This window comes from Bradyrhizobium sp. WSM1417 (assembly GCF_000515415.1).
GTDB lineage: Bacteria > Pseudomonadota > Alphaproteobacteria > Rhizobiales > Xanthobacteraceae > Bradyrhizobium.
Genome location: NZ_KI911783.1, coordinates 2,113,837 through 2,137,026, shown reverse-complemented (window position 1 = coordinate 2,137,026; position 23,190 = coordinate 2,113,837). Strand labels below are relative to the sequence as shown.

The following is a 23,190-nucleotide window of genomic DNA, read 5'->3' as shown; positions in this document are numbered from 1 at the left end:
TCATCCCCTGACGGTGAAACGCGAAGCAACCAACGCATTGAGCGCCACTGTGAAGGCAAGTCCGCTCACGAAAAGTACGAAAGCCATTGCCGCACCAAACGGCCAATTCAGTTGCGCCATAATGGTCTCATAGATCAGGCTTCCGAGCATCGCGACGCGTGCTCCGCCGATTAGACGAGGCGTTATGAACGCCGAAATCGAGAGAACGAATACAATGTTAAAGCCAATGAGAATTCCAGGCACGGCAAGTGGAAGAATGACCTTTCGAAAAGTCACGAAGCGGTTGGCACGCAGATTCGAAGCTGCCTGCTCCAATACTGGATGTATTTGGGTGACTACGCTCATGACCGACAAGATCATGAATGGGAGGAACTGCTGTACCAAAACGATCAGCACCGCAGGTCGACTAAAGAGGAGCGTTTTTGGCGAGGAGAAAATGCCAAGGTAAACGAATAGCGAATTGAGGAGACCATTACGACCAAGAATGATCAGCCAGCCAAATACAACGACGACGAGACTGAGCGTCAACGGGAGGATCACAACAATCATCCGCCACCTCCGCGCCGCAGACGTTAGACGGGCGAGCGAATATCCGGTGGGAAAGCCGATCAACAAGCAGACCAGACTGACGATAAGTCCGTCGACGAACGTCTCCACCAGAACAGACGAGTAGTAAGTATCTGAGAAGAAATGCACGTAGTGCTTAAGGCTGAAACCCGTACCATCTAGGAGATGGGTACTTGGCAAGAAGCTCGATCGCAGCAATCCTAGGACTGGAAGCACCAAAAAGCCTGCAAGAAGCAAGACCATTGGGGTCAGCAAGATCACCAGAGTTAGGCTTCGGCGCTTGAGCAATGACTGCTTCACGGCGTACCCTTCGTACTTCGATCGAGCGTTCTAGGTTGGCCCGGCGTTTGCGTACTCCCGAGAATCCGCGCCACACCGAGATGAAACACTCCTAGTTCCGGATCGTTTTATTGACCCGTTCGATCCAACCGCTGCGGTTTGCCCAGAGCTGTTGCCAATCGATCTGCTTTCTCAGGGCATTGCGCTCAGGAGAATTGAACAGGAGATCTCTGCGAAGATCTTCGGGCAGTTTGACATCCGTCGTTACTCCATACCGGAGCGCCTCAGGTATCGCGAGCATGCCTTGATCCGAGAGCAGCTGGTCAGCAAAGGCGTACGCGGCTTCCGGATACTTCATGCCCTTGACGACGTTGATATAACTGATTGTGGAGTAAACGCCTTGGGAGGGAAAAACCGTGACGATAGGAATGCCCTTGGTGCGCAATTCGTGAGCGCGGCCGTCCCAAAAAATACCGGCGTAGCCCTCTTCGCTTTGAAACATCTGCAGTTCGGCGACGTTCGTTTGTGCTAGCGCAACAATGTTGGGCTTCGCGGCACTTAGTATCTTCATCGCAGGCTCCATTTCCGAAATCGAACCTCCATTCTCCTCAGCCATGCCCAGAAGATATAAGCTGCTGGCGATTTGGTCCGGGGCAGGTAGGATCACGCGTCCGGTCAGGTCGGACCGGGCGATATCTGAGTATGACGTAAGAGGCCGCTTGATATATTTGGAATTGAAAACCGGTACGACGGACGAAACGTTAAACGGAACACCATAGTCACCGAATTCGCGAAACCCCGGAAGAACACGTTTGATGTTGGGAACGTCTGACACCTTGATTTCTTCGACGATGTCGGCCTTAAGAAGCTCGACGACGTAAGAGCTGTCGCACATAAACAAGTCGTACGGCGGGCTGCTCTTATTCGCGATCAGTTTGACGAGGTCTGCTTGCGTCGCGCCAGCGGTAAATTGGACTTTTAGCCCGTACTTTTCTTCTAGCGGCCCGGCCACGCCTTTTCTAAGAGCTTCGTCGAACGCGCCGCCGAACCCGTTCACGCGCAACGTAACATTGGCGAATTTTTTCGTCTGAGCCTGGACGTAGGGAGCGGCCAGCACGCCAGCGGCAGCCGTAGTAGCAAATCTCAAAAAAGCTCGTCTTTTCATTGCCGGATCTCCTCTCCTTTGTTCCCCTCAACAGATGATGAGTGGTTGTCCCTCAGTCTTTACGTTGGCCTTCAATACCGTGGAGAATGGGCCTCCAATTTAAGTATTGAGCCGTTCTCGAGCAGAAGATCACTGGTCGGTTTGTACGCAACTCGCTCCAAGCCTCTTTGCTCATTTCCTTGCGCCTCAGTCCGGAGCAATTTCGAGCGAAGTTCGCCGCCGCAGCATGCGGCGAACGCCCCCGGCTTCGCTAACGAGATCCGCGCGACTCCGCCGCTTTGATCTATTTCGTGGAAATAGTATCGGGCGATCCGCTCGAATATAACCAAAATTGCGCCTTTTGCGCATAAATTGCGCGCTCCGTCTCGTAAAGATGAAGCTTTCCTGCGAAGTTGAGGGCGAACGTATTGGAACGCGGATTGGGCATTAGCCCTTATCGCCGACCGAGAGCATCTGTGCCGCGCCAGTGACAAGGGGTTTCGCTTCATGAACCTTCGCATTCAGAAGCGATTGCCTAAAGCGCCGTCAACCGGCGGTGATGTCCAGCACCCTACGTGATTCCCGGTGCGGGTTGATTGTCGCCGGCCGATTCTCCAGCTCGGGCTGGTCGAATGTAAAAACCCCAGCATTCGTCAGCAGGGACAGTCCTCTGCGCGAAACTGCCGCAGTGATGGTGTTCGCGAGCAAGTAGGCGACAGTCATAGGCCCAACGCCCCCGGGCACTGGGGTTATGTAGCTTGCGCGCTTACTCGCTTCGACGAAAGCGACATCTCCAATAAGTCTGGCAGTGCCGTTCGAATCGATTGTACGGTTGATACCTACATCAATGACGATTGCGCCTGGTTTAAGCCAATCGCCCCGAACCAGTCCCGCGCACCCGGCGGCGGCGACGACAATGTCGGCCCTTCGACAGAGATCGGGTAGGTTTCGCGTCTGGAGTTGTGCACCTGTAACTGTGCATCCAGCATCGCCAAGCAAAAGCGCCAGGGGCTTTCCAACGACATTCGAGCGACCGATGACAACAACGTCCATTCCATTTAAATCGCTGACAACGGTCTTAATAAGATGAACAACACCGAGCGGAGTGCAAGGGGCGAGAGCGGGCCGACCCGCTGATAGTCTTCCAATGTTATACGGATGAAAGCCATCGACATCCTTGGCCGGATCAATGGTTTCTAGGACGCGCCAGTGGTCGATATGGCCGGGGAGCGGAAGCTGAACGAGTATGCCATCGATGGAATCGTTGGCGTTAAGCTCCTGGATTAATTTCAACAGCTCGTCTTCACCAATATGACTCGGCAGCACCAGTTGTTGCGAGTTGAAGCCTACCGCCTGCGCCTGTCTTGCCTTGGTCTTTACATAAATCGAACTCGCCGGATCTGTACCGACTAGCACCACAGCCAAACCAGGGGTGACATCACACCTGGATTGCAGCAATGCCACATTCTGCGTGACACGAGCCCGAATAGCCTCAGCAATAGCTTTTCCATCGATCTTGATGGCATCCATGGTTAGTTCCTGAGAGAGGAAATTGGGCAGCTTGTGGACGCGCCTGATTTGTCTCTCCAAGCGACATTCAATGCAACTTCAGGCCCGCTGGAGCTAATGCACGCCATTAGGCCCACTTTTGTGCGCCGTACAGATCCCGGCCTCGAGAGCAGTATCGGCCTGAACGAAAGTCTGTCAGTTGGGGCGTCGCGGGGCCGTCGAACATGGCTTACGAGTTAGCCGTCTCGGGCGCGACGTAACGAGAGTCTTTCAAGCAGCAGATTCCTTGGCGAGTTCGTCCATAACCTGCTTGGTCGCTCGATACGCTAGATCAACAATCTCGTCTATCTCAGCTTCGGATACGACTAGAGGTGGTGCAAAACCAAGAATGTCTCCGTGTGGCATCGCTCGTGCAATTAGCCCCCGATCACGGGCAGCTTTCGAAATGCGTGCCCCTACTTTGTGGTGCGGGTCAAATCGTCTTTTCGTCTGGCGATCTGCAACGAACTCAACGGCGCCAAGTAAGCCCACCCCACGAACTTCCCCGACGATCTCGAGCTGAGCGAATCGTTCCTTGAGTCGCTTCTGGAAATGCGAGCCGACGATCCTGGCGCGCTCGCTTAGTTGTTCCTTCTGGACGATATCAAGCACTGCATTGGCAGCTGCTGCCGCAATCGGATGGCCCGAATAGGTGTACCCATGCGAGAATGCCCCTACTCGTTCCGCAGCTTCCTCCATGACAGCGTAAACTCTCTCGCCAACGATGGCTCCCGAGAGCGGCACATAGCCGGAAGTCAGGCCTTTGGCGACCGTAACCAAGTCTGGCTCGATCTCGTACAGCGTGCTCCCGAAATCGGCGCCGGTTCGGCCAAATCCACAAATTACCTCGTCGGCGATGAGAAGAATGTCGTAGCGCCTGAGCACGGCCTGAATTTCACGCCAATAACCGGTCGGGGGCGGTGTGATGCCCCCCGTACCCAGCACCGGCTCGGCAATGAACGCGCCGATCGTTTCCGGCCCCTCTCGCAGGATCAGTGCTTCAAGCTCCGCTGCACGGCGCCGAGAAAAGGAGTCCTCTGTCTCACCTGGCTCTGCGCCCCAATAATGGTGCGGGGCGCCCGTATGCAGAATCCCGGCAAAGGGGAGATCCATGTGATCATGGTAGAACGACATGCCGGTCATCGAGCCGGAGACTACCGAACAGCCATGATAGCCTCGTTCGCGCGAGATGATCTTCTTCTTCTTGGGCTGACCACGTAGATTGTTGTAGTACCAGACGAGCTTGGCTTGGGTTTCATTAGCATCCGAGCCGGATAACCCGAAGAACACTTTGCTGGGCTTGCCAGGTGCCATGCGCACGAGACGATCCGACAAAATGGCGAGCTCTTCGGTCGTGTGGGCCGCGTACGTGTGATAGTATGCCAGCTTGTAGGCCTGTCGCGCAATTGCCTCGGCCACCTCGGTGCGACCGTAGCCGATATTTACACAGTAGAGGCCGGCAAAGCCGTCTATGTAGGTGCGCCCCTGGGCGTCTTCGATTCGAATACCTTTCCCTCCTGTAACGATCGTGGGATCGCCACTTTTGCCGCTAGCGAAATCCTTCAGCTGCGTGAAAGGATGCAAAACACTCGCCCGGTCTCGTTCGGAGATGGTCTTAATGTCTACCATATCGCTTCTCCCTAAGCCGCCAAATCGCCAAAGCAGACATATTTCAGCTCCATATACTCCGCCAATCCGTGCCGCGACCCTTCGCGACCGAGCCCAGACTGTTTCCAACCTCCGAACGGAATAGGAGGCCCTGTGAATGAAGCCGTATTGACGCCGACCATGCCGTACTCGATCTGCTCTGAAAGCCGGAGCGCGCGACGCAAGCTATCGGTGTAAATGTACGCCGCCAAACCCATTTCGCTGGCATTGGCTCGGGCGATGACCTCTTCTTCAGAGTCGAACGGAAGCACAGCAGCTACAGGCCCAAATGTTTCCTCACGTGCAATCAGCATGTCTTCGGTGACATCACTTAGCAACGTCGGCGGAACGAAATTCGGTCCCATAGCAACTCCGCGGGTTGCGGAAATAGCTCGCGCGCCCCTCTTCACTGCATCGTCGATTTGTGCCCTACACTTGTTGGCGACCGACAACTTAGTCATCGGACCAATTTCAGTGGCCGGTTCCAGACCATGGCCGACCCTGAGTTGCGCCACCGTCCTACCAAGCGCCTCGACAAAAGCAGCGTAGAGACCCCTTTGCACATAGATGCGGTTAGCCGCTAGGCAGTCCTGACCGGAAGTCGCAAATTTTGCGGCCATCACGCCTTTGACGGCCTTGTCAAGATCAACGTCATCAAAGATGAGGAACGGGGCATGCCCTCCGAGCTCGAGCGAGACCTTTTTCACCGTCTGCGCGCTGCCCCCAAGAAGCAGACGTCCAACTTCGGTCGACCCTGTAAACGAGAGAGCGCGTATTCTTGGATCACGCAAAAGCGGAGTCGAGAGATCGACTGGATCGCCAACGAGCACCTGGAGTACGCCGCGCGGCACGCCAGCCTCTTCGGCCAACCGAGCCAAGGCGAGAGCAGAAAGCGGCGTCTCCGGAGCAGGCTTTACAATTATCGGACAACCGGCCGCAAGAGCCGCACCCGCCTTTCGGGTGATCATAGCGACCGGAAAATTCCATGGCGTGATCGCCGCAGCGGCACCGATGGGCTGCATTCTGACTTGAAGCAGACTTCCATCTTTATGACTGGGAATCGTCTCGCCATATGCACGCTCGCCCTCGGCCGCAAACCACTCAAGAAAGCCAGCACTGTACTTAATCTCGTAGCGCGCCTCATCGAGTGGCTTTCCCTGCTCGCTCGTAATCAGGATAGCAAGCTCTTCTGAGTGCTCGTTCATCAATGACGCCCAAGACCGAAGAAACGCTCCGCGCTGGGTCGGCAATAGTCCTCGCCACGTCTGGAAAGATCGTTCGGCGGCAGCGATGGCCAGATCCATGTGCGTAGGGTTGCAACGAACAACCTCCGCGATCCCTTCGCCAGTAGCGGGATCCACCACAGAATCCCTCTCATCGCTCGCAATCCAGCGGCCGTCGATGAGCGCGTTCCCCGCCAGAAAATCGCGACGACGGAGATTTTGCAGGTGCCTAGCAGCAATGCCGATCAAATCCGGACCCTTGTGACGAGCAGCTTGAAAGTCCATTTGAACTCCATGCGGTCGCGTGGTGAAATCTCCGGTGCAGAATACTGTTGTCGCAGAGATATTTGCGTCGCATTTTCCGGCCATTTCGAGGATTTTCTGCAAGACGCAGGCGTTTGTGATGGAATGCAGCTGAAAGCTGGGAGCCAATTATGCCGTACGATCGAATAGATGCCCAGATCCTGAAAATCGTGCAAAAAAATAATAGGCTGACTTCTGGGATGATTGGCGAATTGGCGGGGCTTTCTGCTACCGCGTGTCAGCGACGGCTAAAGAGGCTCCGTTCGGAGGGCATCATCGAGGCGGATGTATCCGTCGTGTCGACGAAAGCGATAGGACGTCCTGTTCAAATGCTCGTTCTCGTGAGTCTCGAGCGGGAACGCTTAGAAATCATCGATAACTTCAAGAAGGCAATCAAATCGTCAGCCGAAGTGGTCAGCGGATTCTACGTTACAGGGGACGCTGACTTTGTTCTCTACATCACTACGCGCAGCATGGAAGAATATGAGCAGTTTACCCGACGCTTCTTCTATGACAAACCGGACATCAAGGGATTTAAGACCATAGTCATAATGGATCGAGCAAAGGCAGGTTTTGCCGTCCCCATAGAGATTCCGCCTGAAGCTTGATACGAGTGCACGGTTCACAAAGCGGGCACATGTGTGTTTTTCCTCGCTCGCCCGCGCGAAATGCAGAAAACAGGCAAGGTTCCTCCTTTACACTGTTCTCGATCAGAGAATCGAGGCGGGGCTTGCGCACCGAAGCGCGACGCAGCAACTTCCAAAAGGGAATTAGTGGACGTCGCCGCATCCTCGCCCGCGGGAACGGAGTTGCCATGCCGACACAGTCCGGGGAGCGCGTGGAATGTCCGGCCACAGGCCGAGAGTCAAATTCCATCGCGCCGGGCCCTAATTCCGAACCTCGATCTGGTCCTCGGGAGCTTGGCGGAATCAATAAGCGCCCGGAAACGTGGTGCGCAAAAACGAAATCTGACAAGAAACGTTGGCCGGTATGAGAATCCAACTCTGCCTGGGCATGGCTGATGTGGTCTCGCCATGGGAGCAGAAGTGACGCATTCGTCCAAGTCCGTGCCGGCCAGTAGCGACGGCATCACCGCGCCGTTGCGCTATCCTGCCTTTCGTCGAATTTGGCTTGCGAGCTTGCTCACCAATCTCGGGATCCTGATCCAAGGCGTAGCCGCAGCCTGGGCGATGACACAGATGACATCTTCCGCGGATCAAGTCGCGCTGGTGCAGACCGCGCTCTTGCTGCCCGTGATGCTGATTTCGATGCCGGCTGGAGCGGTCGCTGACATGTATGACCGTCGGATCGTGGGGCTCGTTGCACTCTCGATTGAGCTTTGCGGCGCAACCGCGCTGAGCGTGCTCGACTGGTTCGATCTCACCACTCCAAATCTCTTGCTGGTGCTTTGCTTTGCGGTCGGCAGCGGCATGGCGCTGATGGGGCCCGCTTGGCAATCCTCCGTGAGCGAGCAGGTGCCCTCCGAAGCACTTCCTGCCGCCGTGGCGCTGAATGGCATTAGCTACAATATAGCGCGCAGTATAGGGCCGGCCGTCGGCGGCATTGTCGTTGCGGCGGCCGGCGCGGTAGCTGCCTTCGCGCTCAATGCACTGCTCTATCTGCCGCTGATGTTCGCACTCTTCATGTGGAAGCGCATCTCCGAACCCTCTCGTTTGCCTCCTGAGAAGCTCAGCCGCGCCATCGTTTCAGGCGTGCGCTATATCGTCAATTCGCCCGCGATAAGGATCGTGCTCACCCGATCCATGGTCATGGGCGTGTTTGGCGGCGCGATTTTTGCACTGATGCCGCTAGTCACGCGCGATCTCCTGGGCGGTGGCGCCGAGACTTATGGCCTTATGCTCAGCGCCTTTGGTTTGGGCGCGGTGGTAAGTGCGCTCAACATCACTGAGGTACGTAAGCGCATGAGTGGAGAGGCAGCGATCCGCGCCTGTTCACTGTCTATGGGCGGAGCGGTTGCCGCAGTCGCTCTTAGTCGCGACTCCGCTATGACCGCGGTCGCACTGGTCTTGGCGGGAGCGGTGTGGATGATGGCCTGGGTTCTTTTTAGCATAGGCGTGCAACTGTCGGCCCCACGATGGGTCGCAGGGCGGTCGCTCGCGGCGTACCAGGCAGCGAGTTCGGGCGGGGTTGCCCTCGGTAGCTGGGGCTGGGGCCATCTGACGGATGTCGTCGGAGTTGATACTACGCTTTTGATCTCGGCTGGCCTGATGTTCGCTTCTCCGCTCTTGGGGCTTTGGCTACCTATGCCGCGTATCAGCGCTCGGAGCGAAGAGGCCGAGATGCTTGACGATCCTCAGGTGCGGCTGGCGCTGACTGGCCGCAGTGGCCCGCTTGTTGTGGAGATCGAGTATCGGATCGCGCAGGAGAATGCGCGCGCATTCCACATCCTGATGCAGGACATTCAGCTGTTTCGCAAGCGGAACGGTGCGTACGGCTGGTCGATTGCTCGCGACATCGCTGATCCCGAATCGTGGACTGAGCGCTATCAGTGCCCAACCTGGTTTGACTATTTGCGCCAGCGTAACCGCGCGACTCAGTCGGAACGCGCGCTGGACGAGAAAGCTTTGGCTTTCCACATGGGTCCCGAACCGGTGCGCGTCCGACGCATGCTGGATCGCCCATTCGGATCTGTTCGCTGGAAGGAAGACACTCCGGACAGAGATGTAAACCATGTCCTCCCCGGGAGGCTGTCGAGGTAGCGGGCGTTTAGAGCCACAGAGGGAATAATTGCGCTTGCAGCAAAGCGCCTCGCTCCATGCTTTGAATTTCAGCCAGTTCTCGCTTTCGCCACTGAGGACCGCGGCGATGCGGAAGTCAGCCAAGAGCGTGGCAGGAGCGACACCTCTCCCAGCACATCCTACCCTCTAGACTGCGCAAAAATGGGTCCGACCGAGCGGCGACCACGGCCCGTTTGAGGCCAGCCGCCTTGCGGACGCATCGAACAGAAAGAATGGGGCCACCCCGAAGAGTGGCCCCATCAAGTCAGGGAGGAAATGTCCCAAGGAGGGACCTCTGGGATCAGGCTGCGGCCTGATCGATCGGTGAGAAGGGCAAACCGAGGCTCTCTGCCACGGCCCTGTAAGTGAGCCGCCCACGATAAACATTGAGCCCTGAGCGCAGGTGCGGACTTTCGAGCACGGCTGAGAATCCCCGGTTGGCGAGAGCCAGGCCAAAAGGCAGCGTCGCATTGTTCAGCGCTTGGCTTGAGGTGAGTGGAACAGCTCCCGGCATGTTTGCGACGCAGTAGTGAATCACGCCATCCACCTCATAGGTTGGATCGGCGTGCGTCGTCGGGCGCGATGTCTCGAAGCAGCCGCCCTGATCGATAGCCACATCAACCATTACGGAACCTTTGCGCATCGAGCTCAACATGTTCCGGCTTACAAGCTTCGGCGCGCTCGCGCCCGGAACGAGAACGGCACCGATGACGACGTCTGCCGCAAATACCTCCTGTTCAAGAGATTCTATAGTTGAGAATCTGGTACGAACTCGCCCGTTGAACACCTCGTCAAGTTCGCGAAGCCGAGGAATCGAACGGTCCAGGATAGTAACCTCAGCTCCGAGCCCCACTGCCATCCGGGCCGCGTGAGTGCCGACAACTCCCCCTCCGATCACCACGATGCGCGCGGGTTGCACCCCGGGCACGCCGCCAATCAGCAATCCTCGTCCGCCAGCGGACCGCTTCAGCGCCGCACCCGCTGCCTCGATCGCAAGCCTCCCCGCAACCTCACTCATCGGAGCAAGCAACGGAAGCCCACCCTGCGCGTCAGTGACCGTTTCATAAGCAATTGCGGTGCAGCCCGATTTGATGAGCCCTTTGGCCTGCTCCGGATCTGGAGCTAGATGGAGGTAAGTGAAGAGGATCTGGTTTTCGCGCAATTCTGTCCATTCGGACGGTTGTGGTTCCTTGACCTTCACTACCATTTCGCTCGACGCGAACACCTCGCGAGCAGATGCCGCGATGTTAGCGCCAGCTTTGCGATAGGCATCATCTGTAGCGCCAATGCCCGCACCGGCATTCGTCTCGACCAAGACGCTGTGGCCAGCGGCCACGTATTCGCGAACGGCCCCGGGCGTCAGCCCCACGCGGTATTCGTGTGTTTTTATTTCCTTGGGAACGCCGACCTTCATTGCAATCTCCGTGGTGCGCGGCTCCTTGTAATCGGAAATGCGGTACAAACCTGCACCGCGGAGAGCCAAATGGCGCATTAATCCGGCGATCTTCGCGGCCTGCTTGCAGGATTTAGAACGGGAGAAGCGAGGACCCGAGTTGCGGGGATGATACAACTGAGTGATCATGAGGTCCGCTGACCGATGCGGCCTTAACACCAATCCAAGCAATTGTAGTGAGTTTGATCTAGCGGCAATCGGTCGACTTGTTCGTTGTTTTGCCCCATTCGCAGGGATGCTCAATTCGGCAATACGAGTAGCGCTTACGAGGGAGGCCCGCGGGTTCATCAACGATGGATCGGGTTTTTCAAATTTTTGCTGAGCGACTAACGGAAAGCAGACACCCAGATGTAGCTCAGCAGAGCATGGCCGATGTCACCGCTGCGCTGAACTTGTCTTGCTTCGCCTATCTTGCTCTTCCTCAAAGACGAGGGAGCAACCCCAACCTAATATCGACATATCCATCCTCTTGGACCGCCCTTTATTTGAAGCGCGGCTACGAATCCATCGATCCGGTAGTACGTCGGGCGATCCGCCAGTCTGATCCCTTCCGCTGGGGGCTTAATTTCGAAGCGCGAAATCGGCCGGAATCTGAGCGTGAGCTGTTCGAAGAAGCTGCCGAATTCGGCATTCGGTGTGGGATCACCTTTCCAATCCACGATAACAAGGGCGCAACCGCCGCGCTGACCTTTGCGACTGATGCGCGTCGAACTGCTTTCGAACGCTCGATAGTCAAGCACGCCCAGAACCTGCGACTAATCGCGATTTTTTTCCATGCAAATGCGAGACGTTTCTGGACGTCCGATCGCGTTGTGGGTGGGGTTGTCTTGTCTCCTCGCGAGTTCGAATGTCTCGAATGGTCTTCTCGCGGCAAATCTGCCGGGGACATCGGGATTATTCTCGGCATCTCGGAGCGAACCGCTGGCTTTCACTTGGATAACGCTCGAGCGAAGCTCGGGGTTCGCTCGCTTCGTCAAGCCGCCGTGCTGTTAGCCGAATCTAAATTTCGAAGATAAGCGACGACACTTCATAAGCACCTGTGCAACTGCACAGGATGCGCTGCTTCGGCTTCTCTGCTTCATTGCCACCATAATCAGGGAGGCAAGAATGATGCAGCTCATCAGGCCAGAGTACTACGGCGAGTTCGTCGACGATCTCACCGAGATGCACCGGCTGCGGTATCGCGTTTTCAAACAGCGCCTGGACTGGAACGTCGAGGTCAGCGGCGAGATGGAAGTCGACGAGTTTGATGTCCTTCGACCCGCGCACCTCCTGAACCGCTCGAACGCTGGACGTATTCAGGGTTGCGTCCGACTTCTGCCTTCGACCGGCCCAACCATGCTGAGAGACACCTTCCCGATCCTTCTGGACGGGCAGCCGGCGCCACGAAGCGACCGGATTTGGGAGAGCAGTCGATTCGCGCTCGATGTTCCTCTGGATGCGCCGAAGTCAAGTGGTGGACTTGCTACTGCTACTTACGAGCTATTTGCGGGCATGATTGAATTCGGCCTTTCGATTGAATTGACCGAAATCGTTACCGTCACTGACGCCCGGATGGAACGCATTCTTCGGCGCGCGGGCTGGCCGCTCCGCAAAATCGGAAAAGCTCGTCCTCTCGGCAACACCACGGCCATTGCTGGATACCTGGAGGTCTCGCCCGATGCGTTGCGTCGCATCCTCAAAGCAGGACACATCTCAGGTCCGGTGCTCTGGGCTCCAGTCATCCGAGCGGCCGCCTAGGATCTGGAAGCAAGTACAATCGGGGTATCGCTGCGCATGGAGCGGAAACCCATCTGCTTAAGACTTACGATGCACAAACCACGTCGATCAACACCCTCCGTTCAAGCCAGCAAGGCAATCGAACTGAAACACCTGCAATCGGTCGTGGCTGCGGCTGATTGTGGCAGCCTCCGTCAAGCGGCGGAATTGCTGAGAACCCAACAATCGAGTCTCAGCCGAAGAATCAGCGAGATCGAATATCACCTGGGAATTGCGGTTTTTGAGCGCTTCAGCGGTGGTGTGCGCCCCACGCAGGCAGGCCGCAGTGTTCTTCGCTTGGCAAGGACAATTCTGGAGGAGTTCGATGCGCTCATCGCGACCGCGAAGGCTGTACGGAACAGCGAGGCTGGCCGGCTGAGTGTCGGGCTCTGCACCTCACTTTCAATTGGAAACCTGCAGACGTCCTTGTTGGATTTCAAGCAGCGATTCCCGCAAATCGAGCTTGTGACGATCGAGAAATCGCGAACACGCCTCGCGACTGCACTTCGCAACGGCGTTCTCGATATCCTGATCGTCACTGGGAACCTGCCGTTACTCGACAACCGGGTGATGCCGCTGTGGAGCGAACGTGTTCTGGTCGCCTTACCCCATGATCATCCCCTCACCGCGCGCGAGACAGTCTATTGGACTGACCTGCGCGGTGAGACGGTCCTGCTGAGCCATTACGATCCGGGAAAAGAGTTTGAAGATCTTCTCATTTCCAAGCTCGTGTCGCCTGAGGACCTTCCTAAACTCGAGCGTCACGACGTCAGCCGCGGTATCATCAAGAGCCTGATCAGGATGAACACAGGAATCAGCCTGGTGCTGGAATCCGACATGGGCATCAACTATGCGGGCCTCGTCTACCGCGAATTGCGCGATGGAGCCGGTCCGAGCCGATTCGACTTTTCGGCATACTGGCGAGACGACAACGAAAACCCTGCGTTGGCGGCCTTCTTGAACTTGCTTTCTGAGCGCTATCCCTCGCCTCCGCTCGGATGTTGACGGGCACGTCGAGCCTTCCGAAAACTTCTGTCCGCTGCCATGAACCGTGCCAACATGGGTGCAATCAGTTTCGCCGGCTCCCCGATCGGCTGTCCGCTCTCTTGTGCAAGGATTTCGGAATATGCCACGAGATCCCTGTGCACGCTCGCCGGGAGTTCATGCGTAATCTTGATCGGCTTATCGTCTTCGATCGCTCTAAGTTTAAGCTTTGTCATCGTCTTCAGCCTCTGTACGGTTCGAGCACCAGGTCACGGTTGACGATCACCCGCACCGGAAATCCCGGACGAATCGTCAAAGTCGGCTGGATGTTGAGATTGCGGCGGACCACCTGCTGGCCCGTCTGGTTCATCGAGTCCCCCGCCCCGCGGCGGAGCGCAGCGATGAGGTCGCTGTTGGTGCTACCCGTATCCGATCCGGAATTCACCTCGGTGCCGACGGCGAGCAGCGTCGAAAGCGCAGCGGCCCCCAACAGCTCCTTCCAATGGTTGTCGACCTCATCCTCAAGCCCAGAGTAGCCCGCGGCATCTGCGCCCGGCTGCCGCTCCAGCACGATCGACCGCCCATTTGGCATGATGAGGCGCGTCCACACCAGGAGCACGCGCGATTGGCCAAATGCGACTTGGCTATCATACGTCCCGATCAACCGGGCTCCTTGCGGGATAAGGCGAGCTCGCCCGGTAGGGGAATCATATACCGCTTCTGTGACTTGGGCCGTGATCTGCCCAGGCAGGTCGGACCGAATCCCCGTGATAAGAGCAGCCGGAATGACCGTTCCCGCCTGGACCACAAAGGGAGAGACCGGTCTTGCCAGGCGATCGGGACTGGTAGTTCGACGGTCAACGGAAGCACTGACGAACGCAAGTTTTCGATCCTGGCCGTTCTGGGCAAATGCTTCGTCAGATGATGGCGCCGCATTTGATGGGACTTCACTTGGCGATGTGACAGGGGCCTGTGCGCGGACGTTCGTGCTGGCAAACACCTTGCTGGTGCGTGCCGCCTCGCTCTCCTGATTGACGCGCTGCTGTTCAGCGTCAACACCGAGTGGGCTGAGCGTCGAAGAGCCCTGTGCTGCAATGATCGGCCGACCAAGATCGCCGGGTAAAGGTGGTCCAAGACGCGGCACCTCCTTCGGGATCTCAGCATAATCCTTCGGCAAGGTTGCGAGCTGATCGGCGACATTGTGGTGGTCGGTCGCGTAAAGCTCCTTGGCGGCCGGCGAGCGCGATCGCTTCTCCTGCAGAGCCCAGAAGACCGCACCAGAGATGAGCACCAGCAAAAGGGCGCTGCCACCCGCAAGCACCTTGCGCGACAGGCGCGTAACTTGCGGCCGATCTGGCCGGAGCCGAAGGGTTTCGGTGATATTTTCCGGCGGCTTAACCCGAGGAGCGTCCTTGGGTGTGTCATTGGGCTGGCCAGTATCTGTCACAGCGACCTCCCGTCGGTTCGGACGATTCTGACCTTCTGCTGGCGCTCCTCGCCCAGCCTCAGTTCCGCGGCCGCGAACAGCCGATCGACGATCAGCACATTGCTGTAAGCGCGATAGTTGACGAGCTCGGTCTTGCCATCAGGCCCGATCACGAACAGCGGCGGCATCTCGCCCTGGCCGACGCCGGGCGAAAACTCGATGTAGACCTTGCGCCCATCGTCATAGGCATTGACAGGACGCCAGGGTGGGCTGTCTCCCTCGATGGCGTAGCGGTAACGGCGCTGCGCCTGGTCCGGGATGACGGGTGTGGGCGGCAGAGCTCGACCACGCGCGGTCCGATCCTCCGGATAGAACCACGCGACCTGTGGCATGTAGGGCTTTTCGCGGGACCGGAGCTCGACCAGGTAAGTACGCCGATCCGTGTTGACGACGAGATTGGTCTCGATCGCCGGACGAGTCGGCTTCACCATGATGTGCACACGTCGCGTGTCGCCGCTGCCGCTCTCGGTGTCGCCGACCACCCAGCGGGCGGTGTCACCGGCGGCGACCGGTCCCGAGCCGATCAGCTGCTCGCCGGGCTCCAGCGCAATGTCCGTGATCTGACCCGGAGCGGCATAGATTTGATAGAGAGCGCCCGGACTATACGAAAACACCTGCACCGCATTGAAGTAGCCAGCCTTTCTCGGCTGCACACGTGCAGCGTCATTCGCGGTCTCAATCCGTTCAATCGGCTCCTTGGCTTCCGCGTTCTTGCCGCCGCGCGCAGCCTTCCAGGCCGGTGGCACATGCAGCGGCCGCGGCCGATCGTCGGCAAGCGCCGGCAGATCTGGAGCCGGCGGGACATCGCTATCGTAACTGATTTGCGGCGGCTTGAACGTGGTGCACCCGCCAAGGGTGGACACACCAATGACGAGAGCCAGAGCCAGGCTCGGGCGGACCCTCTGTGACGCAATAACGAGACCTGACAGCATGACTAGCCCAGCTCCTTCGACCAGTTGATGGCGTTGACATAGATGCCAAGCGGATTCTTGCGGAGGCGATCGAGATCGCGAGGCATCTCCACGATGATGCTGACAATCGCGCTCCACCGCTCGGTTGCGGCAAGCTGACCGTTGTCGTAGCGCCGCTCGACCCAGGCGAGGCGAAAGCTCTCAGGCGAAGCCCGGATGACGCTCGAGACCTCGATCGCAATTTGCGTCTTGCCGAGCTTGGCGAAGGGATCGTTGTTGCGGGCGTAGTCATTCAGTGCGGCCGCGCCGCGATCGGTTGTAAAGTCGTAGGCGCGTAGCCAGTTTTCGCGAAGGACAATGGCGTCCATCGGCAGGCCGCGCACATGCTCGATGAAGCGCGCCAGGTGAAAAGCTACTTGCGGATCGGTCGGTTGATAGCTGGCGTTTGCGGGAGCAACGGCTTTCGCCTCCCCCAATTGATCGACTTCGACCACCCAGGGCGTGATCGTCCCATGCGCCGATTGCCAGACCAGGGTGCCGGCGAAACCAGCGGATAAGAAGAGGCAGCCAAAGGCCATCAGGCGCCAGTTCTTGGCCTGCACGCGCGCGGACCCAATGCGATCATCCCAGACTTGAGCTGCGCGTTGATAGGGGGTGACGGCTTCTGGCGTGCGGCCATAGTGAACGGCCGATCGTTTGAACATTGCTAGACCTCAAGTGACGGGTGAGAAAACGGATTTGGTCGATCAGAAGAGTCAGCGGTCATGTTGGGAGAGGTCGACAGATCCGCCGCCCCCGCCGGGATCACCCGAACGGATCGCGTGGGTTGCCGCTGATGCGCCATGGCTGATCGTCTGCGCTCTCTTCATGCGCCGAACCCAAGCGGGCACACTGTCGGAAGGTCTCGAGGCGTCCCCTTCCCCCTTGCCGGCATCGCTCGCCGCTCCACCAAGCCCAGCCGCGACCGAGCGCAAGGGACTTGCAGCACCGGACGCGCTCGCCTCGGAGCCGGACTGACTCCCCGCCCGAAACACGCTCATGGTGCCGCTTGCAATCGCACTTCCGCCTCGTAGCGAGCCTGCAATCGCGCCGCCGGCGAGACCGGCAGCACCGGCTGCAACGCCAGCGCCAGCCGCGACGACTCCACCGGCGGCAAGTCCCGTCCCAACGGCGCTGCCTGCGCCGAGCTGCGGACCTCCGGAGACGATGCCGTTGGCAATCCCGGGTCCGAAAATGCCGAGGCCCAACAAGGCGAGTGCGCCGAGCACCAGCGCCATCGCGTTCTCGATGGTCGGCTGATTGCCGCCGAAACCTGCCGTGAACTGCGAGAATAAGGTCGATCCAATGCCGACGATGACGGCGAGGACCAAAACCTTGATGCCGGAGGAGATGACGTTGCCCAGCACCCGTTCGGCCGCGAAGGCGGTCTTCCCGAACAGACCGAAGGGAATCAGGACGAAACCTGCAAGCGTCGTCAGCTTGAACTCGATCAGCGTGACGAAGAGCTGGATGGCGAGAATAAAGAAGGCGAGCAGCACCACGATCCAGGCGAACAGCAGGACCGCGATCTGGACGAAATTTTCGAAAAAGCTGACATACCCCATCAGGCCCGAGATGGAGTCAAGGATCGGACGGCCGGCATCGAGCCCCACTTGCGCGATCCGACCTGGCCGCAAGAAATCTGCCGATGACAGGCTCGTGCCCGAGGCCTTGAGGCCAAGACCAGCAAAGCTCTCGAAGACGATGCGGGCGAGGCGGTTCCAATTACCGATCAGGTAGGCAAAGACACCGACGAACAAGGTTTTCTTGACGAGCCGGGCAAGAATCTCCTCATCACTTCCGAGGGACCAGAACAGGCCCGCAAGCGTGAGGTCGATTGCAGCCAAGGTGGTCGCGAGATAGCCGACTTCGCCCCCGACCAGGCCGAATCCGGTATCGATATAGCGGGTGAAGGTTTCCAGGAACTGGTCGATGACGGAGGTGCCGCCCATTGCTTACTCGCTTTGGCTTGGAATGGAGGGTGAGAGGGACGGGAGGCGGCTTTCGTCCTTACGCGGCACAGGCGAGGAAAATGGCGCCGTACCCGCATTGCTATCCGAACCGTTTACCGATCCGCTTTTCCCCAAGAACTGGCTGCGCCGTTCCGCCCAGATCCTTTGGCATTCAAGCAGAGCCTCTTTCTGCTCGTAGGTGACGGTGCGGCATTGCTCGAGCTTTGCCGCCGTCGGATCGGGCTTCGCCGCGAGCGAGGCGGAAGGTTGAGTCGCGCTGTCGTCGCCGCGCAGGCGAATGGCGCAGGCGGCGACGACCAGGACTGTGAGGCTAACTGCCACTGCCATCGGCAGCCGTTCAAATCTGTTCTTCATCATCAGTGGAACATCTGCACGGTTGTCGGTTGATAGCCCTGACCTTGGGTCAGAAAGCGCCGCAGCTGCTCCCTGCCCTGATCCTGGGCACTTGCTCTTTGCGCGGCTTCGAGCGTTTGTGCGCGCCCCTGCGCGGCCACGGTCGCGGTGAGATCAGAAAGCTGCTTTGCTTGCAGCGCAAGGAGCTGGTTGCCGGCCTGACTTGCCTGCAGAGCACCTGACGCGCCCTGGCTTGCCGTGACCAGGGCCGACATCTGGGTGCGGTTGGTATCTAGATTGCCGACGACGGTTGCCTGCACCCGCATGGCGTCCTGCAGGCCGGCAACCGCATTCTGCCAGCGTGTCTGGGCGTTGGCGACGAGGAGCCCATTGGACATGCTCGCGGATGCGGGCGCGTAAGTGGTGGAGAACGCGCGATCGATCTGCTGGACATCGTAGGCGATCCGCTGCGCCTGCGAGAGCAATTGTTGGGTACGCTGAATCGATTGCTCGAACTGCTGCAACGACGAGTACGGCAGGCTCGCCAGGTTCTTCGCCTGATTGATCAACATCTGCGCTTCGTTTTGCAGCGAGGTGATCTGGTTGTTGATCTGCTGCAGCTCGCGCGCGGCCGTCAGCACATTCTGCACGTAGTTGTTGGGATCGAACACGATCCACTGTGCCTTCCCTTCCCGGGGCCCTTGGGTCAGGCTAATTGCGATGATACTTGCTGCCAGCAGCGGACGGAGACGTTTCATGACAAGCCTCCTTCCTTGGCAAGCTGCGGAATGAGATTGCAGGCCCAGCCGAGGTCGCGCGCCTTGAGCCAGCCGGTGACGAAATAGTCCCTTCCGTGCTCCTCAAGAACCCGCTCGATGAGAGTCTGGTCGGTCTTGGAAGACGCGGCCGCAAAGGCCAGCGCGATTTCGCCAAGACCAAGCTCGAACAGGCGGTTGCCCCGGCGCGACTGGCAGTAGTAGTCGCGCTTTGGCGTCGCGCGAGCGAGGATCTCGATCTGCCGGTCATTCAGTCCAAAGCGCCGGTAGACGCCTAAGATCTGCGGCTCGATCGCGCGGTCATTGGGAAGAAGGATCCGGGTCGGGCAGCTCTCGATAATGGCGGGCGCAATTGCGGAGCCATCGATATCAGCCAGCGACTGGGTCGCAAACACGACGGAGGCGTTCTTCTTGCGCAGCGTCTTCAGCCATTCGCGGAGCTTGCCGGAAAAATCGGCATCGTCCAGCGCAAGCCAGCCCTCATCGATGATGAGCAGGGTCGGACGGCCGTCGAACCGATCCTCAATCCGGTGGAACAAATAGGAAAGAACAGCCGGCGCGACACCGGTCCCGATCAACCCGTCGGTCTCAAACACCTGGACGGAGCCCTCTCCCAGCCGCTCACCTTCCGCATCCAGCAGCCGCTCAAACGGACCGCCGAGGCAATAGGGTTGCAGCGCGCGCTTCAGGGCATTGGATTGCAGAAGAACGGACAAGCCAGTCAGCGTCCGCTCCCCAACTGGCGCCGAGGCGAGCGAGGTCAATGCCGACCAGACATGATCCTTCGTCTCGGGCGTCACCTCGATTCGCTCGCGCGCAAGGATCGATGCGATCCAATCCGCTGCCCAACCGCGCTCCGCGACATCATCGATGCGCGCAAGCGGCTGGAGCGCCACGAACTCTGCCGAGTCTCCACCAACCGCGCCGCCAAGATCATGCCAGTCGCCACCCATGGCGATCGCCGCCGCACGGATCGACCCACCGAAATCGAAGGCAAAGATCTGCGCTTGCGGATATCGCCGGAACTGCAGCGCCATCAGCGCGAGCAGCACCGATTTCCCGGCGCCGGTCGGTCCAACGATCAGAGTGTGTCCGACATCGCCGACATGCAGCGAGAAGCGGAAAGGGGTCGATCCTTCCGTCTTGCCAAAGAACAACGGAGACGCGTGCAAGTGATGATCCCTCACCTCTCCTGCCCAGACTGCAGAGAGCGGGATCATGTGGGCGAGGTTCAACGTCGAGACCGGAGGCTGGCGGACATTGGCGTAAGTTTGTCCCGGCAGGCTGCCGAGCCAGGCTTCGACGGCATTCACCGTCTCGGCCATGCAGGTGAAGTCCCGGCCCTGGATCACCTTTTCGACGAGGCGGAGCTTTTCGTCGGCCGCGTGCGGATCCCTGTCCCAGACCGTGACGGTTGCCGTCACAAAGGCCTCTCCAATCTGATCCGAGCCGAGCTCCTGGAGCGCGTGATCTGCATCCATCGCCTTGTTGTGGGCGTCGGTATCCAGAAGCGTGGACGCCTCGTTGGTCATCACCTCCTTCAGGATCGCGGCAATCGACTTGCGCTTGGCAAACCATTGCCGCCTGATCTTGGTCAGGAGCTTTAGAGCATCGGTCTTGTCGAGCATGATCGCCCGAGTCGACCAGCGGTACGGGAACGCCAGCCGGTTCAGATCATCGAGGATGCCGGGCGTGGTTGCCGTCGGGAACCCCACGACGGTCAGAACGCGCAAATGCGCCTCACCCAGCATCGGCTCAAGCCCGCCGGTCAGCGGCTGATCGGCAAGCAGCGCATCGAGATATATCGGGATTTCCGGCACCCTGACACGATGCCGCTTGGTCGAGACCGTCGAGTGCAGGTAGGTGAGCGTTGCCTCGTCATCGAGCCAGCCGCATTCCGGCATAAAGCCCTCCACGAGCTGCAGCACGCGCTTGGTCCGGTCGACGAAGCCACTCAGCACCTCGCGCGCATCCGCCCCGGGGCTGCGATGGCTGCCCTCGTACAGGAGATGCTCTGCGACAGCTGCACTCTCTGCGGGTGGCAGATAAAGGAAGGTCAGGTAGTAGCTCGATTCATAATGGCTGCCGGCCTCCTCGAATTGCGCTTTGCGCTCCGCATCCACCAGGGCGGATGCGACATCGGGGAATGTGTCGGGCGGATAGCGCCCTGCCGAATGCCGTTGCGCCTCGACGAAGATGGCCCATCCCGATCCGAGACGCCGGAGCGCGTTGTTCAGCCGGCTTGCGACCGCAACGAGCTCAGCCGGCACGGAACTGTCGAGATCCGGCCCCCTGAATCTCGCCGTCCGCTGAAACGAGCCATCCTTGTTCAATACAATTCCCTCGTCGACGAGCGCGGCCCAGGGGAGGAAGTCGGCAAGGCGCGTATTCGAGCGGCGGTATTCGGCAAGATTCATCATGGGACTATTCTCAATCGCTGAGGTGACCGGGAACACGAACGTGCCGGCGCACGACTTCGACGAATTCCGGATCGCGTTTTGCGGCCCAGACCGCGGCCATGTGGCCTATGAAGGCGAGGAGAAGACCGGCCAGCCACAAGCGCAGCCCGAGGCCGAGTGCTGCAGCCAATGTGCCGTTGAGAATGGCAACCGATCGCGGTGCCCCGCCCATCAGGATCGGCTCGGTCAGCGCACGGTGGACAGGGGCGACAAAGCCCGGGACTGGCTCATCCATCAGATCACCACCCCACCGCCGAACGAGAAGAACGACAGGAAGAAGCTCGAGGCGGCAAATGCGATCGACAGACCAAACACGATCTGGATCAGCCGCCGGAAGCCGCCCGACGTGTCGCCGAATGCGAGCGAGAGACCTGTCACGATGATGATGATGACCGCGATGATCTTGGCCACGGGTCCTTCGACCGATTGCAGGATCTGGTTGAGGGGCTGCTCCCAGGGCATGTTCGACCCGGCGGCCCAGGCCGGCACGCTGGCCAGGTACAGACAAGCGAATGCCGCAATTGATGTGAAATCTCGCCCGAAAGATGATCGTACGTTCATGACTGATCTCCGATTTTCGAAAGGGTGTAGTCGCCTGATGGCCCAAGCCCGGTGACAGACGCGAGTTCGCTCAATCGCCGTTCCGCACCGCGGCCAGAGAGCACGACGATGACGTTGATGGTCTCGGCGATCAGCGCGCGCGGGACCGCGACGACCGCCTCCTGGATGAGCTGCTCGAGCCGGCGGAGCGCGCCAAGCGCGGTGCCGGCGTGGATCGTGCCGACACCGCCGGGATGGCCCGTCCCCCAGGCTTTGAGCAAGTCGAGCGCCTCGGCGCCGCGCACCTCGCCAATCGGGATACGATCAGGGCGCAGACGAAGTGACGAGCGCACAAGTTCGGACAGCGAGATGACGCCGTCCTTGGTCCGCAGCGCCACGAGGTTCGGTGCCCTGCACTGAAGCTCCCGCGTATCTTCAATGAGAACGACGCGATCCGAACCTTTGGCCACTTCCGCCAGAAGCGCATTCGTCAGCGTCGTCTTGCCGGTTGAGGTGCCGCCGGCGACCAGGATGTTCTTTCGCGCGGCAACCGCATCGCGGAGCGCGTTCGCCTGCTCCAAATTCATGATGCCGGCAGCGACATAGTCGTCCAAGCCGAAGACAGCGACGGCGGGTTTGCGGATCGCGAAGGCGGGCGCTGCAACCACCGGCGGCAGCAGCCCTTCGAAGCGTTCCCCGGTCTCCGGCAGCTCAGCCGAGATTCGGGGCGAGCCGGCATGAACCTCAGCGCCCACATAGTGCGCGACCAGCCGGACAATTCGCTCGCCGTCGGCCGCGGAAAGGCTCTCGCCGGTTTCGGTAAGGCCGCTCGATAGCCGGTCGATCCACAGCCGGCCATCTGGATTGAGCATCACCTCAACGACCGACGGATCTTCCAAAAAACCTGCGATGGCCGAGCCCAGTGCTGTGCGCAGCATGCGCGCCCCGCGCAGCTCGGCTTCCGAATGAAATGAATGGATCGCCACGACTGCCCCCAGATGATTGAGGCAGCTGCCGTTCAGCGGCCTC

The 23,190-nt window shown here is 59.1% G+C and carries 22 protein-coding genes; 5 read left to right on the top strand and 17 right to left on the bottom strand.

What is annotated here, in order from left to right:
* From BRA1417_RS39865 to BRA1417_RS0110215, 5 genes are all read right to left on the bottom strand, one after another.
* Entirely contained in the window at positions 1-867 is an 867-nt protein-coding gene (locus tag BRA1417_RS39865) for an ABC transporter permease (RefSeq protein WP_051448302.1), read from the bottom strand.
* A gap of 91 nt (positions 868-958) precedes the next feature.
* Positions 959-2,011, bottom strand: a complete 1,053-nt coding sequence (locus BRA1417_RS0110230; RefSeq protein WP_007606012.1) for a PotD/PotF family extracellular solute-binding protein — start codon at positions 2,009-2,011, stop codon at positions 959-961.
* Positions 2,012-2,536: 525 nt separating this feature from the next.
* A complete protein-coding gene (gene folD / locus BRA1417_RS39860; RefSeq protein ID WP_035969217.1) occupies positions 2,537-3,520 on the bottom strand; it encodes a bifunctional methylenetetrahydrofolate dehydrogenase/methenyltetrahydrofolate cyclohydrolase FolD in 984 nt (327 codons plus the stop codon).
* A gap of 249 nt (positions 3,521-3,769) precedes the next feature.
* A complete protein-coding gene (locus BRA1417_RS0110220) occupies positions 3,770-5,167 on the bottom strand; it encodes an aminotransferase (protein WP_007606008.1) in 1,398 nt (465 codons plus the stop codon).
* 11 nt (positions 5,168-5,178) lie between these two features.
* Positions 5,179-6,657, bottom strand: a complete 1,479-nt coding sequence (locus BRA1417_RS0110215; protein ID WP_007606005.1) for an NAD-dependent succinate-semialdehyde dehydrogenase — start codon at positions 6,655-6,657, stop codon at positions 5,179-5,181.
* Positions 6,658-6,842: 185 nt separating this feature from the next.
* On the opposite strand from BRA1417_RS0110215, the gene BRA1417_RS0110210 reads away from it, so the two are divergent.
* Both BRA1417_RS0110210 and BRA1417_RS0110205 read left to right on the top strand, forming a co-directional pair.
* Positions 6,843-7,319 (top strand): Lrp/AsnC family transcriptional regulator, encoded by a 477-nt coding sequence (locus BRA1417_RS0110210; protein ID WP_027515741.1) that lies wholly within the window; start codon positions 6,843-6,845, stop codon positions 7,317-7,319.
* Between the two features lie 426 nt (positions 7,320-7,745).
* On the top strand, positions 7,746-9,431 hold the full coding sequence (locus BRA1417_RS0110205) for an MFS transporter (protein ID WP_051448301.1): 1,686 nt from the start codon (positions 7,746-7,748) through the stop codon (positions 9,429-9,431).
* Positions 9,432-9,750: 319 nt separating this feature from the next.
* Here BRA1417_RS0110205 and ald read toward each other — a convergent pair whose 3' ends face one another.
* On the bottom strand, positions 9,751-10,863 hold the full coding sequence (ald, locus tag BRA1417_RS0110200) for an alanine dehydrogenase (RefSeq protein WP_027515739.1): 1,113 nt from the start codon (positions 10,861-10,863) through the stop codon (positions 9,751-9,753).
* Positions 10,864-11,267: 404 nt separating this feature from the next.
* Here ald and BRA1417_RS0110195 point away from each other — a divergent pair, with 404 nt between their 5' ends.
* The 3 genes from BRA1417_RS0110195 to BRA1417_RS0110185 all read left to right on the top strand — a co-directional run bounded on the left by BRA1417_RS0110195 (position 11,268) and on the right by BRA1417_RS0110185 (position 13,665).
* On the top strand, positions 11,268-11,918 hold the full coding sequence (locus BRA1417_RS0110195) for a LuxR family transcriptional regulator (RefSeq protein ID WP_371259985.1): 651 nt from the start codon (positions 11,268-11,270) through the stop codon (positions 11,916-11,918).
* Between the two features lie 91 nt (positions 11,919-12,009).
* Entirely contained in the window at positions 12,010-12,642 is a 633-nt protein-coding gene (locus tag BRA1417_RS0110190) for an acyl-homoserine-lactone synthase (protein WP_027515737.1), read from the top strand.
* A 69-nt stretch (positions 12,643-12,711) separates the two neighbouring features.
* Positions 12,712-13,665, top strand: coding sequence for a LysR family transcriptional regulator (locus BRA1417_RS0110185; RefSeq protein WP_027515736.1), 954 nt, complete (start codon positions 12,712-12,714; stop codon positions 13,663-13,665).
* On the opposite strand, the gene BRA1417_RS42415 is transcribed toward BRA1417_RS0110185, so the two are convergent.
* Genes BRA1417_RS42415 through trbB form a run of 11 tightly spaced genes read right to left on the bottom strand, consistent with a single transcriptional unit; the run spans position 13,638 to position 23,099 of the window.
* On the bottom strand, positions 13,638-13,880 hold the full coding sequence (locus BRA1417_RS42415) for a DUF2274 domain-containing protein (protein WP_084462170.1): 243 nt from the start codon (positions 13,878-13,880) through the stop codon (positions 13,638-13,640). The two genes, BRA1417_RS0110185 and BRA1417_RS42415, sit on opposite strands and share 28 nt — an antisense overlap.
* Positions 13,881-13,885: 5 nt before the next feature.
* On the bottom strand, positions 13,886-15,091 hold the full coding sequence (locus BRA1417_RS0110180) for a TrbI/VirB10 family protein (RefSeq protein ID WP_027515735.1): 1,206 nt from the start codon (positions 15,089-15,091) through the stop codon (positions 13,886-13,888).
* A complete protein-coding gene (gene trbG, locus BRA1417_RS0110175; protein WP_027515734.1) occupies positions 15,088-16,062 on the bottom strand; it encodes a P-type conjugative transfer protein TrbG in 975 nt (324 codons plus the stop codon). The genes BRA1417_RS0110180 and trbG overlap by 4 nt, the downstream gene beginning before the upstream one ends.
* Positions 16,063-16,064: 2 nt before the next feature.
* On the bottom strand, positions 16,065-16,745 hold the full coding sequence (trbF, locus tag BRA1417_RS0110170; RefSeq protein ID WP_027515733.1) for a conjugal transfer protein TrbF: 681 nt from the start codon (positions 16,743-16,745) through the stop codon (positions 16,065-16,067).
* A gap of 51 nt (positions 16,746-16,796) precedes the next feature.
* On the bottom strand, positions 16,797-18,032 hold the full coding sequence (gene trbL / locus BRA1417_RS0110165; RefSeq protein ID WP_027515732.1) for a P-type conjugative transfer protein TrbL: 1,236 nt from the start codon (positions 18,030-18,032) through the stop codon (positions 16,797-16,799).
* A 3-nt stretch (positions 18,033-18,035) separates the two neighbouring features.
* Positions 18,036-18,410, bottom strand: a complete 375-nt coding sequence (gene trbK-alt / locus BRA1417_RS0110160) for a putative entry exclusion protein TrbK-alt (protein ID WP_027515731.1) — start codon at positions 18,408-18,410, stop codon at positions 18,036-18,038.
* Positions 18,410-19,144 carry a P-type conjugative transfer protein TrbJ gene (gene trbJ, locus BRA1417_RS0110155; protein WP_027515730.1) on the bottom strand — a complete coding sequence of 245 codons (735 nt, stop codon included), beginning with the start codon at positions 19,142-19,144 and terminating at the stop codon, positions 18,410-18,412. Before trbJ ends, trbK-alt begins: the two co-directional genes overlap by 1 nt.
* Entirely contained in the window at positions 19,141-21,582 is a 2,442-nt protein-coding gene (gene trbE, locus BRA1417_RS0110150; RefSeq protein WP_027515729.1) for a conjugal transfer protein TrbE, read from the bottom strand. Before trbE ends, trbJ begins: the two co-directional genes overlap by 4 nt.
* 10 nt (positions 21,583-21,592) lie before the next feature.
* Positions 21,593-21,856, bottom strand: coding sequence for a VirB3 family type IV secretion system protein (locus BRA1417_RS0110145; RefSeq protein WP_027515728.1), 264 nt, complete (start codon positions 21,854-21,856; stop codon positions 21,593-21,595).
* A complete protein-coding gene (locus BRA1417_RS0110140; RefSeq protein ID WP_027515727.1) occupies positions 21,856-22,182 on the bottom strand; it encodes a TrbC/VirB2 family protein in 327 nt (108 codons plus the stop codon). The genes BRA1417_RS0110145 and BRA1417_RS0110140 overlap by 1 nt, the downstream gene beginning before the upstream one ends.
* Entirely contained in the window at positions 22,179-23,099 is a 921-nt protein-coding gene (gene trbB, locus BRA1417_RS0110135) for a P-type conjugative transfer ATPase TrbB (RefSeq protein WP_198034914.1), read from the bottom strand. Before trbB ends, BRA1417_RS0110140 begins: the two co-directional genes overlap by 4 nt.
* Positions 23,100-23,190: the final 91 nt, after the last annotated feature.